Source organism: Vibrio sp. 1F255 (genome assembly GCF_041439145.1).
Classification (GTDB): domain Bacteria; phylum Pseudomonadota; class Gammaproteobacteria; order Enterobacterales; family Vibrionaceae; genus Vibrio; species Vibrio crassostreae_C.
The window spans coordinates 1-13,758 of sequence record NZ_JBGONQ010000040.1; the positions used below are offsets into that span (position 1 = coordinate 1).

The window sequence follows — 13,758 nt, forward strand, 5'->3', positions numbered from 1 at the left end:
GAGCGCAACCTTGCCAAGGTTGAGGTCATCGGTTCGAACCCGATGTATCGCTCCAGCTTTCTTCTAAAAAAGCTAATAAGTACTTTAAACCTCTGTGTTTAAAGGCGACCACAAAGGTCACGCTCTTTCTTTAATGCTGCGAAGCATAATCCCCCAAAAAAGCAAATAATCCTCCATCATGGTGGATATTTTTTTGTCTTAAATTTTTCTTAGCAACTGAAATGCTAGTAAATATCAGGTCTCTGAAGCAGACACTTGAGGTTTTTCACATCTATAAACAGACTTATCCACAAAATGTTAGGTGTGGATAACTTGGTTGATAAAGTTGTTTCAGGCTTAATTCTTTACCTATCCCTAAAAGATCTTTCTTGTTTTCAATATATTAGATGAATTGCAGCGATCGTAACTTGTTGTTTTTTATCAAGTTGGATGCCTATCTTGGATTTAATAAAAGATCGTTAACTTGTTGTTTTTTGATCTTAATCATTTATCGGTACTGTGTTTAACTTTGCTCGGGTGTCGGAAGTTTACGAGAGTTCTGAATTTTTTCCACATTGTTAGAATTGAGAACAAGGTCAAACATTGTTCTAAAATTATGTGCAACGAGTTGTCTTAAATGTTGGACTGTTAGTGGGGGCTCGCTTGCCATATATTGGTATATAAAGCGTTAAGCGTCTCTTGGTAGTCCTTTCTCTACTATACGTATCAGTCTGTGCTTTTTGGTGGAGATTTTGCTGTTACTTTTTTGCACACAGCTATTTTTCTGCGTAGAGCTATCTTCTTGCACACTGCTAGCGTTGGGTAACTGCTGTAGTTGTTTATTCAAAGCCCACTCAATATGCACATCAAGCATTTCGTTTTTGCCTTGATGAGACTCCAGGGTTTCAATAATGCGTTGTTGAAATGGTGCATTGCCCATCGCAACAAAGATATTGCGTAACCACTGGGTGTGGCCGATACGTCTGATTGCTGAGCCTTCCATTTTCTTTAGGAAGGTTGCTTCGTCCCAACTTGAAAGTGAAACCAGATCGGCTTCTTGGAAATCTTCTCTGCGGTGAAAGTCTGTTTGCTCTGTGAGTTCGGCATGACGATTCCACGGGCAAACTAACTGACAATCATCGCAACCGTAGATACGGTTACCAATGGCATCTCTATACTCTTCAGGGATCACACCATCATATTCAATGGTTAAGTACGAAATACATTTGCGCGCATCAACCACGCCATCAGCAATAATGGCACCCGTTGGGCAAGAAGTGATACATGCGGTGCATTTGCCGCACTCATCAACACTGGGTTCATCCGTGGGAAGAGGGATGTTAACTAACAGCTCCCCTAGAAAGAACCAAGAGCCAGCGTCTTTATCAAGAATTAATGAGTGTTTACCTGTCCAGCCCAACCCTGCTTTTTGAGCGAGTGGTCTTTCCAAAATGGGCGCTGAATCGACGAAAGGGCGTGAGTCTAAACCCTCGACCTCTTTTTCAATTCTTTGTCCTAGCTTTTTCAACTGGTTACGGAACAATTTGTGATAGTCGCGGCCTAAAGAATAGCGGCTGATGTAGCCTTGAGTGGTATCGCTTAGGTTAGAGGCGAACTGAGCTTCTGGTGGTAGGTAGTTCATTCGAGCGCTGATCACTCGAATTGTGCCTGGGTGCAGTTCATCAGGACGTGCACGCATCATCCCATGTCGAGCCATCCAATCCATTTCGCCGTGGTTGCCAGCATCTAGCCATGCTTGAAGAGGGGCTTCGTGTTCACTTAAATCAACATCGCAGATGCCAACTTTTTGAAAGCCCAGCTCTTTTCCCCAGATTTTAATTTTTTCAGCAAGATGGTCTAGATTCATGGCTTATTTCTTATTTTCTCTGTTTTACAATTAGAGATAAGGCTAATTAAAATTAGGTTCGGCAAAAATGGGGGCGGATCTTAACGGATCTTAGTGGTGTTGACCAGAACAGACGCGTTTTGATCAGTATTTTTCATAGAACTTACACTTGAGTGCTTGTCTCCCAAAAGCATCACGGTTTACTATTCTTGTTCTTTTGATTTTTATATAGTCAACGATCGATTTTTAGAGAACGTATTCATGAGCACGAAACAATTTACTTTGAAAGATGAACAAGCAACGATTCAATTAGGAACGGAGCTTTCTAATCTTTGCTCACAGCAGACGACTATTTATCTGCATGGTGATCTTGGCGCAGGTAAAACGACTTTCAGTCGTGGCTTTGTAAAAGCACTTGGCCATCAAGGAAATGTAAAAAGCCCAACGTATACTCTAGTTGAACCTTATCAACTTGCAGATTGGCAGGTGTACCACTTTGACCTTTATCGCCTAGCAGATCCTGAAGAGTTAGAGTTTATGGGAATTCGTGACTATTTTACGCCGGATGCTATCTGTTTGGTTGAGTGGCCTGAGAAAGGTTATGGGATGCTACCAGAAGCCGATTTGGATATTGATATTCGTTACCAAGACGATCACCGTGTTGTTTCTTTAACCGCTAATAGTGAATACGGACAGCGCTTACTTAGTCAGTTGGAGTTATGTTGATTTCTAAACGCCTTATTTCAACAGTGGCCATGATGGCTGCTGTTTTTTCTATACTGTTTTCTTCACTTGTTTCTGCAAACTCACTGAAAAGTTTAAGGGTTTGGCCTTCTCCAGAAGAAACTCGTGTGGTTATCGACTTAAAATCAGAAGCGGACTTTAGCTATTTCACCCTGAGTAGCCCGAGTCGCTTAGTGGTTGATTTAAAAAATACCAGTCTTGCGACTAAGTTACCGGTCGAGGTGAAAGACAGCCCTGTTCTATCTAAGATTCGTAAGAGCTCACCGCCAGACAAAAACACCTATCGCTTGGTTTTTGAGTTAAAGAAGTCGTCTAAAGCAGAATTATTCAAACTGAGCCCGACCCCAGGTGGTCAGTATGGACACCGTTTGGTGATCGACTTACCTCATGGTGCGGCAAGTAAAGCGACATCGACACCGAGTAAGCCAACGGTAAGTAAGAACATTAATCAGGTTAAGCGCCAGAAAGATATTCTAATTGTGATTGATCCTGGCCACGGTGGTGAAGACCCAGGTTCGATTGGTCCTACGCGTAAATACGAAAAAAACGCGACTCTGAGTATTTCTAAGAAGTTAGCAGCTCAACTGAATGCGGTCCCGGGGATCAAAACTCGTATGACTCGTAATGCTGATTACTTTGTGAACCTGAATCGACGTGTTGCGATTGCTCGAGAGAATGAAGCTCACCTGTTGATCTCTATTCACGCCGACGCCTTTACGACGCCTCAACCAAGAGGTGGTTCAGTGTTTGTATTGAACACTCGACGCGCAAATACAGAGATCTCTCGTTGGATTGAGAATAAAGAGAAACAGTCTGAATTGCTTGGTGGTAGCGGTGCAGCGTTCACAAGCAATATTGATGATAAGAACGTAAACCAAACCCTGCTTGATTTGCAGTTTAGCCACTCTCAAAAAGAGGGCTACAAACTGGCAACGGCAATTCTGTCTGAAATGGGTAAGGTTGCGAAACTGCACAATAGCAAGCCGATTAACACCAGCTTAGCAGTATTACGTTCACCACAGATCCCATCAGTACTGGTAGAGACAGGTTTTATTTCGAATCCGACGGAAGAGAAGCTTCTTTTCCAACGTTCGCACCAAGATAAATTGGCACGAGCAGTGACTAAAGCGGTGGTTAAGTATTTGAAGGCTAACCCGCCTGAAGGGATTATCTTGTCTAACGCAACGTCATCAACGGGCAGCGTGAGCCAACATAAAGTCTCTCGTGGTGAGTCTTTGTCTGTGATTGCGAGCAAGTATGGTACGTCGACACAGACGTTGATGAAGTTCAACAATCTGAAATCGAGCAGCCTAGCAATTGGCCAAGTACTTAAGATTCCAGGCAGTGCTTCAACTTCATCATCAAGCAGTGCGGTTAAAACGAAGACCATCACTCACACGGTTAAGTCTGGAGAGTACCTAGGTAAGATCGCCAGCCGCTATAAAGTGTCGGTGGCTGATATTAAACGTGAGAACCGTTTGAAATCAGAGACGGTGAGAGTAGGCCAAAAGTTACGTATTACGGTTGAAGTTAAAGATGTTCCTCTGCGCAAACACAAAGTTGCAAGAGGTGATTACCTTGGCAAGATAGCTTCGAAATACGGCGTGAGCGTCAACAGCATTCGCCAAGCGAATAAGTTAAAATCTGACAGCCTGGCTATCGGCCAAGTGTTGATTATTCCTCACAAGTAGCCTTGGGAATACTAAGCGGCTTCAGGTATATCAATGTTAAAAAAGAAGAACTAGTGCAAACGTAACAGCGTTTCCATCAATGGCAGTAAGGTAGCAATTAATATGACGATCAAAATACTGCCAGCTCGGTTAGCTAACCAAATCGCAGCGGGTGAGGTGGTAGAAAGACCCGCTTCTGTTGTAAAAGAGTTGGTTGAGAACAGTTTGGATTCGGGTGCCACTCGTATCGATATTGATATCGAGAAAGGTGGCGCCAAGATGATCCGCGTTCGTGACAATGGTAAGGGCATCGTAAAAGATGAGCTTGCCTTAGCACTGAGCCGCCATGCTACCTCCAAAATCCACACTCTTGATGACCTAGAGGCGATCGTCAGCCTTGGTTTTCGTGGTGAAGCGCTGGCGAGTATTAGCTCGGTTGCGCGCTTAACCATGACGTCACGCCCTGCCACTCAAGATCAAGCTTGGGCAGCACACAGTGAAGGCCGTGATATGCAGGTGAAACTGCAGCCTGCGGCGCATCCTATTGGCACTTCGGTTGAGGTGTTGGATCTGTTCTTTAATACGCCAGCACGCCGCAAATTCTTACGCACCGAGAAGACTGAATTCACCCATATTGATGAGTTGCTCAAGCGTATTGCATTAAGTCGCTTTGATGTGACGATCAACCTTCGTCATAACGGCAAGATGATTCGTCAGTACCGCGCTGCCAAGACAGAAGTTCAAGCAGAAAAGCGCATCGCTGCGGTATGTGGCAATCCTTTTGTTCGCCATATGCTTAAGATCGAACTTGAGCACCAAGGCTTAAAACTTCATGGCTGGATCACCACACCTGAAGGGGCCAGACAGCAAAGCGACCTGCAATACTGCTATGTGAATGGTCGTATGATGCGTGACAAGCTGATCAACCATGCGATTCGTCAAAGCTACGAAACCAGCCTGCGTCCAGACCAATTCGCGACGTATGTGTTGTTCATTGAACTCGACCCACATCAGGTGGACGTGAATGTCCACCCTGCAAAACATGAAGTGCGTTTTCATCAAGCGCGCCTTGTGCATGACTTTATTTACCAAGCATTGAGTGATGGTTTAGCACAGAGCAAGCAGATTGATGCGGCGCCTATTAATCAATCCGCTTTCCACCAATCAGAAGCCCCTAATTATCAACAGGATAGTTCGGTGCCTGAAGTGGAAGAGACGACGAGTTTTAGCGCTCCAGAAAGCGATACCCCAGCTCATTCGGAACAATCGCAGGTTTCTGAAAGAGTGCGACATGCGATTGAGCAGACGCCAGCCTACCCAAGAAAAGCCGAATCTGAGCAGGTTTATGATAACTCTCAGCACAGCGTTAATGATGGCGGTCAGCACTATAGCTCACCAGAAAACCGAGGTTCATCGTCTAGCAGAAGCTCTTCAACCAACTTAGATTCGTCAACTAAGATGAGTTCAGCTAGCACAGGCTCGTCGGCTCGTGAAACCAGTTTTACCGGTTCTCCTCGCCAAGAGTGGATAGAGTCTCGACCTGTTCCGAGAAAAGAAAAAGAACCCAACCAACATCATGCTGAACCCGCGCCCTCAAAGCGCGAAGTTAAGGCCTATAAAGAGCTTTTAAAAACGCCAGACTTTGATGAGCACACCGTGGATCTCACCCCTCCTCAAGAACAGGTGGCACAAACAGCGCCAACAGAAGCTAAGCCTGCCCAACAGAATCCCGTTAACTCGAAGCCAAGAGCACCTGTAACGGACTTGGGCAAAGCCGTCTCGATTGTGGAACGTCAGTATCTGGTGATGGGTAATAAGAACGGCAGTGTGCTGGTTTCCTTGGCTAAGGCTGAGTTATTGCGTGTTGTTGGTCAGCTTGATACTCGAGGTGGTGCGTTAAAAAGCCAACCGTTATTGGTTCCGTTATCTATCAAGCTTGGTAGCGAGCTGGTTGAGGTGGCGAAGGCGCTAAGTCCAACATTGGCATTACTGGGGATTGAGCTTAAGGCGCGAAACAGCGAGGCGGTAATGGTGATGGGCGTGCCTTCTCCTTTAAGGCAGCAAAACTTACAAATTTTGATCCCAGATCTGTTATCTTACGCGGCTTCAATAAATGCCCAGGGTGCAGTGAAGCAACCTAATGACATGTTGTCAGCTTTGGTTAACTGGATCGGGATTCAAACCGCACAAGTAAAAAGCGACTACACTTTATCTGAAGCGGTTCAACTAGTTGGGGAACTAGAACAACTTTGGCATGGTCTACTTCCATTAGATGATCCAGAGTTTGTTAATCCTATCGACTTTTCAGCGACTATAGCCGCGTTTACGGTTTAATTTTTTCGCGACGACCTTTGTCTTTTTAGCTGAATACGTCGCGACACAAAGCCCTTTGCTAAAAAGCGCTAAAACAGAGAAGCAAATACAAAATATCATGACTGAAAAATTACCTTTAGCGTTGTTTTTAATGGGCCCAACGGCGTCAGGAAAAACAGATTTAGCTATCCGCTTACGTCAGAAATACCCTGTAGAGATCATCAGCGTCGATTCGGCATTGATCTACAAAGACATGGATATTGGTACCGCTAAACCGGATGCGGAAGAGCTTGAGCTCGCGCCTCATCGCTTGATTGATATTTTGGATCCAAGCGAAGCGTATTCTGCGGCAGATTTTCGTCGTGATGCGATCAATGAAATGAATAAGATTGTAGCGGAAGGCAAAATCCCGTTACTTGTTGGTGGCACAATGCTGTACTACAAAGCATTGTTGGAAGGTTTATCGCCATTACCAGCCGCGGATCAAGAGATTCGTAAGCAGATTGAAGCGGAATCTATCGAACAAGGTTGGCAGGCATTGCACGATCAATTAAGAGAGATAGATCCCGTATCCGCTGAAAGAATACACCCAAATGATCCACAAAGGCTTTCAAGGGCATTGGAAGTTTACCGAATTTCGGGTAAAACATTAACAGAGCTAACTCAAACGAAAGGCGATAGCCTGCCATTTCGTGTAAAACAATTTGCAATAGCTCCCAAGGAAAGGACTGAACTCCATCGCCGCATTGAGCTGCGTTTCGAGAAGATGATAGAAGCGGGATTTGAAGATGAAATGAAGGCGTTGTACGCCAGAGAAGATCTTCACCCTGAACTGCCATCGATCCGATGCGTTGGTTATAGGCAGATGTGGGATTATTTAGACGGTAATTGTGATTTAGACGAAGCGGTTTTCCGTGGTGTCTGTGCAACCCGTCAGTTGGCCAAGCGACAAATCACCTGGTTGCGCAGTTGGGATGATTTAACTTGGTTAGATAGCGAAAACATTGATCAAGCGTTAGAAACTCTTTCAGATGCAATAGCATCTGATTAGTATTGCTGTGTATAATGTGATCGCTTTTGCGTGAATATACTCTGGAAAGGATCCGTTATTGAGGCTTTTAAAAATCACAGCCTTTCAATAACAACGGAGTTTTTTTATTCATTTAGCTCAGATGCAAAGGCCGCACCTTTTTGTGCACCACTAGCTAAATAATTACAACAAAATACAAATAAGGAAAATAAAATGGCTAAGGGGCAATCGCTACAAGACCCATTCCTAAATGCACTCCGTCGTGAGCGCATTCCAGTCTCTATCTATCTTGTTAACGGCATTAAGCTGCAAGGTCAGATCGAGTCTTTCGATCAATTCGTGATCTTATTGAAGAACACAGTAAACCAAATGGTTTACAAGCATGCGATTTCTACTGTGGTACCTGCTCGCGCAGTTAGTCACCACAGCGGCGAGCAACGCACGCCATCTGATCGTCCAGAGAAGACTGAAGATTAATCGTTCAATTTGTACAGCTTGCGCTGTAATAAGGAGTTGGTTGCTTGTTTGACCGTTATGAATCCGGCGAGCGAGCCGTACTTGTTCATATCAACTTCACGCAAGAGGGAGAATGGGAAGATCTAAGCGAATGTGAAATGCTGGTCTCCTCAGCGGGGGTAGAAACGCTACAAGTGATTACTGGTAGCCGACAATCCCCACTCCCTAAATACTACGTTGGAGAAGGTAAAGCCCTAGAAATCGCACAAGCTGTTCAGCTAACCGGTGCTGAAATTGTGATTTTTAACCACTCCCTCTCTCCTGCCCAAGAGCGCAACCTCGAGCAATTGTGTAAATGTCGTGTGATTGATCGCACGGGTTTGATCTTAGATATCTTTGCACAACGTGCGCGAACTCATGAAGGTAAGCTACAAGTTGAGCTCGCTCAGCTTCGTCATATCTCTACTCGACTGATTCGTGGTTGGACTCACCTTGAAAGGCAGAAAGGTGGTATTGGTCTTCGTGGTCCAGGTGAAACTCAACTGGAAACCGATCGACGTTTGTTGCGTGACCGTATAAAGGCAATACTACGTCGTTTAGCGAAAGTCGCTAAGCAGCGTGAACAAGGACGACGTGCTCGTAATCGAGCTGAAATCCCAACAATTTCTTTGGTTGGTTATACCAACGCAGGGAAATCAACACTTTTCAATCGCATCACAAGTGCTGGTGTTTATGCGGCAGACCAACTGTTTGCAACCCTAGACCCAACACTACGTAAGATTGATTTGGCAGATGTCGGGCCTGCAATTCTCGCAGATACCGTAGGTTTTATCCGTCATCTACCACACGACTTGGTCGCTGCGTTCAAGGCAACATTACAAGAGACGCAGGAAGCTGACATTTTGTTACATGTTGTTGATGCCAGTGATGACCGTTTTCGTGAGAACATTCAGGCTGTTCATGAAGTATTAGAAGAAATCGATGCTCATGAAGTGCCAACCCTTGTAGTCATGAACAAAATTGACTGCATGGAAGACCAAAAACCTCGAATTGAAAGAGACGAAGAGGGCGCACCTCGCGCTGTTTGGGTTTCTGCAATGGAAGGAGAAGGTATTGAACTGCTGTTTGAAGCTTTAACTGAGCGTTTAGCTAGCCAGATGGTTCAATTCCGGTTGTGTATTCCACATCAACATCAGGGCCGTATTCGCAGCTTATTCTTCGAGATGAAATGTATTCAACAGGAAGAGTATGATGAAAATGGTAACTTGTTGATAGATATCCGAATGCAACAAATAGATTGGTCTAAACTTGAAAAAAGAGAAGGGGCGCTCTTAGGTGACTTTATCGTTACCAAAGAGACTGCTACAGTATAACGTCATATCAAATGATGGAGCTTTCTAATGGCGTGGAATGAGCCTGGAAATAACAACAACGGCGATAATAACGGCCGCGATAATGACCCTTGGGGTAATAAAAATAATCGCGGCGGCCGAGATCAAGGACCGCCAGATCTAGACGAAGTGTTTAATAAACTAAGTCAAAAGTTAGGTGGCAAGTTTGGTAAAAAGGGTGGCAACGGTAACGGGCCATCTATTGGTGGTGGCGGTGCAATTGGCTTTGGTGTCATTGCCGTTATTGCTATTGCTATCTGGTTCTTCGCTGGTTTCTACACCGTTGGCGAAGCAGAAAGAGCAGTAGTACTTCGACTGGGTCAGTTCGACCGTATCGAAGAACCTGGTCTTAACTGGCACCCACGCTTCATCGATGAAATCAGTGATGAGCAACTAGTAAACGTTCAAGCGATTCGTTCTCTACGTGCTGCTGGCACGATGCTAACGAAAGATGAAAACGTTGTGACCGTTGAAATGGGTGTTCAATACCGTGTTTCTGACCCATACAAGTACTTGTATCGTGTAACGAATGCAGACGACAGTTTACGCCAAGCAACCGATTCTGCGCTTCGTGCGGTAATTGGTGACTCACTAATGGATAGTATCCTGACAAGTGGTCGTCAGCAGATTCGTCAAAGCACTCAAGAAACGTTGAACCGTATTATTGATAGCTACGATATGGGTATTCTGATTGTTGATGTGAACTTCCAGTCAGCACGTCCACCTGAGCAAGTGAAAGATGCATTTGATGATGCTATCGCGGCTCGTGAGGATGAAGAGCGTTTCGAGCGTGAAGCTGAAGCTTACCGAAATGACATTCTTCCAAAAGCAACAGGTCGTGCTGAGCGTTTGAAGAAAGAAGCGGTGGGTTACTCAGAGCGCACAGTTAATGGTGCTCTAGGTCAAGTTGCTCAATTCGAGAAACTGCTACCTGAATACCAAGCTGCTCCTGAAGTAACACGTAACCGTATGTACCTAGATACAATGGAAAAAGTGTACTCAAGCACATCGAAAGTCCTGATTGATTCTGAATCAAGCGGTAACTTGCTATACCTACCAATTGATAAGCTAGGCGCACAAGGTGGTTCTCAGTCGGGCTCTCGCCCTGCAAAAGCATCATCAACTTACGATCAAATTGAGTTAGAAACTCAAGCGGATCCAAAGCCTAGCACTCAAACTCGTTCAGACAGTTCACGCCAAGGGAGATACTAATAATGCGTAAATTAATGATCCCTGTATTAGTTGTGACGATTGCCCTTCTATTGATGTCAGTGTTTGTGATTCAAGAAGGTGAGCGTGGCATGGTAATTCGTTTTGGTCGAGTTCTCGATGACAACGGCGTATCACGAATCTATGAACCAGGTCTGCACTTTAAACTACCGATGTTTGATCGCGTAAAAGTACTTGATGCTCGTATTCAAACGATGGATGGCCGTTCTGACCGTTTCGTAACATCAGAGAAAAAAGACGTTCTAATTGATACTTACGCAAAATGGCGTATTGCTGATTTTGGACGTTTCTATCTGAGTACCGGTGGCGGTAATATCATGACGGCAGAAGCACTTCTTGAGCGTAAAGTGACAGATGTTCTTCGTTCTGAAATTGGTTCTCGTGAAATTAAGCAGATCGTGTCAGGCCCTCGTAACAAGGACATCCTGCCAGACTCTGCTGATAGCGAAGTCGTCACAACGGTAGCGGCTGCAGAAGCACTAGAAGTTGATGGCGAACGCGATAAGATCATGGAAAACGTTTTGTCTGGAACGGCAGAAAGTGCGATGGCTGATTTAGGTGTTGAAGTTGTTGATTTTCGTATGAAGAAGATTAACCTTCCTGACGAAATCAGTGAATCTATCTACCGCCGTATGCGTGCAGAACGTGAATCGGTTGCTCGTAGACACCGTTCTCAAGGTCGTGAGAAAGCGGAAGTTATCCGTGCTCAAGCTGAGCTAGAAGTGGCAACAGTTCTTGCTGAAGCTGACCGTACAGCTCGAATCACTCGTGGTGATGCGGATGCAGAAGCAGCGAAGATCTACTCTGATGCGTTCAGCAAAGATCCTGAGTTCTACGGCTTCATGCGTTCATTGCAAGCTTATGAGACATCATTTAGCGATAAGAGCGACATTCTAGTACTGGATCCGAAGACTGACTTCTTCCAATACATGAATCAAGCAAGCGGCGCTCCAGCAAAATAAGCTGATGCGTTAGCGAATGCTTAGCTTAATAAGCAAAATACGTTAAAACTTAAAAGGCTCCCATTGTGGGAGCCTTTTTGTTTTCTATGACTTCTTTCAGGAGGAGACATGTTTGTGGATTCACTATTGGGGCGCGAGGGAAGGCGCTTAACAGCGTTCTACTTATAGAAACCTAGCGGTAGGTCATGAAAGCGATAACCGCTCCAGCCACCACAAGACAGCCTCCAATGCGGCGCAGTTGCGTGTCTGGTTGCTCGCTCAGTTGCGCGACCATGTTTCTCCAGCCATTGGGTGCAATCAAGGGGCCGAGCCCTTCCACAATAAGTACGAGCCCAATAGCGAGCCAAATTGATTGAGACATGGTTCTGCCTTTTGTCTGTAAAAAAGCAATGATATCAGTATCTTTACACATCTGCCCCCAGTTATGGCTGGTTTATTTTTGTACAGCGTTAACGTTTATGAACAAAAAGTGACTGCAAGAAGTGTGATTCAGTGCTAGAATCCATTTTTAATTAGCAACAGAAATTGGAAAGATGGGAAATAACGTAGTCGTTCTAGGCACCCAATGGGGTGATGAAGGTAAAGGTAAAATCGTTGACCTTTTAACTGAAGATGCAAAATACGTGGTTCGCTACCAAGGCGGTCACAATGCAGGTCACACACTTGTAATTGACGGTGAAAAAACCGTTCTTCACTTAATTCCATCAGGCATCCTACGTAATAACGTTAAATGTGTTATTGGTAACGGTGTAGTATTATCGCCTGACGCACTTCTAAAAGAAATGAAGCCTCTTGAAGATCGCGGTATTCCAGTACGTGAACGTCTTTTCATCTCTGAAGCTTGTCCTCTAATTCTTCCGTACCACATTGCAATCGACAACGCGCGTGAAATCGCTCGTGGCGCTAAAGCTATCGGTACAACGGGTCGTGGTATCGGTCCTGCTTACGAAGATAAAGTTGCTCGTCGCGGTCTACGCGTTGGCGACCTTTTCGATAAAGAAGCATTTGCTGAGAAGCTAAAAGAAGTGATGGAATTCCACAACTTCCAACTAGAGCACTTCTACAAAGCTGAAACAGTAAGCTACGAAGAAGTTCTTGAGCAAGCGATGAGCTACGCAGACATGTTAACTGCGATGGTTATCGACGTAACTGACGAACTAGACGCAGCACGTAAGCGCGGCGACAAGATCATGTTCGAAGGTGCTCAAGGTACGCTACTAGATATCGACCACGGTACTTACCCATACGTAACGTCTTCTAACACGACTGCTGGTGGTGTTGCTGCAGGTTCTGGTTTCGGTCCTCGTCACATCGGTTACATCCTTGGTATTACTAAGGCTTACTGTACTCGTGTTGGTTCAGGTCCATTCCCTACTGAGCTATACGATGGCCTTGAGAAGCAAGACCCAGTTGGTAAACACCTAGGCGATGTTGGTCACGAGTTTGGCGCAACAACTGGTCGTCTACGTCGTACTGGTTGGTTCGATGCTGTTGCTATGCGTCGTGCAATCCAAATCAACTCTCTATCTGGTATGTGTCTAACTAAACTAGACGTTCTAGATGGCCTAGAAGAACTAAAAATCTGTACTGGTTACAAGATGAAAGATGGTTCTATCCTAGAAGTTTCTCCAATGGCTGCTGAGTCATTCGAAGAAGCGACGCCAATCTACGAAACAATGCCTGGTTGGTCTGAAAACACATTTGGTGCTAAATCTATCGACGCGCTTCCACAAGCTGCTCTAGATTACATCAAGCGTATCGAAGACCTAACTGGCGTTCCAATTGATATCGTATCAACTGGCCCAGATCGTAACGAAACTATCATCAAGGTTCACCCATACGGCGCATAATGCCTGCTGAGTGATTACCAGGCACGAACAGTGCTTTGATAATAAAATAGTTTTCTAAAAGCCGACTTTATTAAGTCGGCTTTTTAATACCTGCAATTTAGCCGTTCACTCTTTGATGGTGATCTTTTAAGCGTCATCAGGCAAAATATTGCCCATTAGCGGCAAGTTTTGTCTAAAGCCGTCGGGGTTATTGCCGATACAGATATCATGGAAAGTGAAGTACACCCTGTTTTGTGCGTGTAGAAATCCTCTGCACCCCTCAATAGATAACTTTAGCGACAGATAAT

11 protein-coding genes are annotated in these 13,758 nt (G+C 44.9%); 9 read left to right on the plus strand and 2 right to left on the minus strand.

Translation table 11 applies throughout. The features are described 5' to 3' along the window. Positions 1–667 precede the first annotated feature (667 nt). Positions 668–1,846, minus strand: coding sequence for a tRNA epoxyqueuosine(34) reductase QueG (gene queG / locus ACED41_RS18870; RefSeq protein WP_017059922.1), 1,179 nt, complete (start codon positions 1,844–1,846; stop codon positions 668–670). 240 nt (positions 1,847–2,086) lie between these two features. On the opposite strand from queG, the gene tsaE reads away from it, so the two are divergent. The 8 genes from tsaE to hflC all read left to right on the plus strand — a co-directional run bounded on the left by tsaE (position 2,087) and on the right by hflC (position 11,621). Then, positions 2,087–2,551: a tRNA (adenosine(37)-N6)-threonylcarbamoyltransferase complex ATPase subunit type 1 TsaE gene (gene tsaE, locus ACED41_RS18875; protein ID WP_017059923.1), complete on the plus strand. Its 465-nt coding sequence runs from the start codon at positions 2,087–2,089 to the stop codon at positions 2,549–2,551. Next, positions 2,545–4,260 carry an N-acetylmuramoyl-L-alanine amidase gene (locus ACED41_RS18880; RefSeq protein ID WP_102333443.1) on the plus strand — a complete coding sequence of 572 codons (1,716 nt, stop codon included), beginning with the start codon at positions 2,545–2,547 and terminating at the stop codon, positions 4,258–4,260. The genes tsaE and ACED41_RS18880 overlap by 7 nt, the downstream gene beginning before the upstream one ends. 102 nt (positions 4,261–4,362) lie before the next feature. Next, positions 4,363–6,573 (plus strand): DNA mismatch repair endonuclease MutL, encoded by a 2,211-nt coding sequence (mutL, locus tag ACED41_RS18885; RefSeq protein ID WP_371725462.1) that lies wholly within the window; start codon positions 4,363–4,365, stop codon positions 6,571–6,573. Between the two features lie 97 nt (positions 6,574–6,670). After that, complete coding sequence (gene miaA, locus ACED41_RS18890) at positions 6,671–7,603, plus strand: tRNA (adenosine(37)-N6)-dimethylallyltransferase MiaA (RefSeq protein ID WP_017059926.1); 933 nt, start codon at positions 6,671–6,673, stop codon at positions 7,601–7,603. 192 nt (positions 7,604–7,795) lie between these two features. Further along, positions 7,796–8,059 (plus strand): RNA chaperone Hfq, encoded by a 264-nt coding sequence (gene hfq / locus ACED41_RS18895; RefSeq protein ID WP_017059927.1) that lies wholly within the window; start codon positions 7,796–7,798, stop codon positions 8,057–8,059. Between the two features lie 44 nt (positions 8,060–8,103). Beyond that, complete coding sequence (hflX, locus tag ACED41_RS18900) at positions 8,104–9,411, plus strand: ribosome rescue GTPase HflX (RefSeq protein ID WP_017059928.1); 1,308 nt, start codon at positions 8,104–8,106, stop codon at positions 9,409–9,411. Positions 9,412–9,438: 27 nt separating this feature from the next. Then, entirely contained in the window at positions 9,439–10,641 is a 1,203-nt protein-coding gene (gene hflK / locus ACED41_RS18905) for an FtsH protease activity modulator HflK (protein WP_017063176.1), read from the plus strand. Between the two features lie 2 nt (positions 10,642–10,643). Then, positions 10,644–11,621: a protease modulator HflC gene (gene hflC / locus ACED41_RS18910; RefSeq protein ID WP_017059930.1), complete on the plus strand. Its 978-nt coding sequence runs from the start codon at positions 10,644–10,646 to the stop codon at positions 11,619–11,621. A 172-nt stretch (positions 11,622–11,793) separates the two neighbouring features. Here the strand turns inward: hflC and ACED41_RS18915 are convergent, their stop codons facing one another. Then, the gene (locus tag ACED41_RS18915; protein ID WP_010434105.1) at positions 11,794–11,982 is read right to left on the minus strand and encodes a DUF2065 domain-containing protein; all 189 of its coding nucleotides are present in this window, start codon (positions 11,980–11,982) and stop codon (positions 11,794–11,796) included. Positions 11,983–12,154: 172 nt separating this feature from the next. Here ACED41_RS18915 and ACED41_RS18920 point away from each other — a divergent pair, with 172 nt between their 5' ends. Continuing rightward, entirely contained in the window at positions 12,155–13,471 is a 1,317-nt protein-coding gene (locus ACED41_RS18920; RefSeq protein WP_010434108.1) for an adenylosuccinate synthase, read from the plus strand. The last annotated feature ends 287 nt before the right edge of the window (positions 13,472–13,758 follow it).

Excerpts from the sequence above, each read along its gene's own strand:
- ACED41_RS18920 (WP_010434108.1), top strand. The coding sequence starts at position 12,155 with ATGGGAAATAACGTAGTCGTTCTAGGCACCCAATGGGGTGATGAAGGT.
- hflK (WP_017063176.1), top strand. The coding sequence starts at position 9,439 with ATGGCGTGGAATGAGCCTGGAAATAACAACAACGGCGATAATAACGGC.
- mutL (WP_371725462.1), top strand. The coding sequence starts at position 4,363 with ATGACGATCAAAATACTGCCAGCTCGGTTAGCTAACCAAATCGCAGCG.
- miaA (WP_017059926.1), top strand. The coding sequence starts at position 6,671 with ATGACTGAAAAATTACCTTTAGCGTTGTTTTTAATGGGCCCAACGGCG.
- hflC (WP_017059930.1), top strand. The coding sequence starts at position 10,644 with ATGCGTAAATTAATGATCCCTGTATTAGTTGTGACGATTGCCCTTCTA.
- queG (WP_017059922.1), bottom strand. The coding sequence starts at position 1,846 with ATGAATCTAGACCATCTTGCTGAAAAAATTAAAATCTGGGGAAAAGAG.
- tsaE (WP_017059923.1), top strand. The coding sequence starts at position 2,087 with ATGAGCACGAAACAATTTACTTTGAAAGATGAACAAGCAACGATTCAA.
- ACED41_RS18915 (WP_010434105.1), bottom strand. The coding sequence starts at position 11,982 with ATGTCTCAATCAATTTGGCTCGCTATTGGGCTCGTACTTATTGTGGAA.
- ACED41_RS18880 (WP_102333443.1), top strand. The coding sequence starts at position 2,545 with ATGTTGATTTCTAAACGCCTTATTTCAACAGTGGCCATGATGGCTGCT.
- hfq (WP_017059927.1), top strand. The coding sequence starts at position 7,796 with ATGGCTAAGGGGCAATCGCTACAAGACCCATTCCTAAATGCACTCCGT.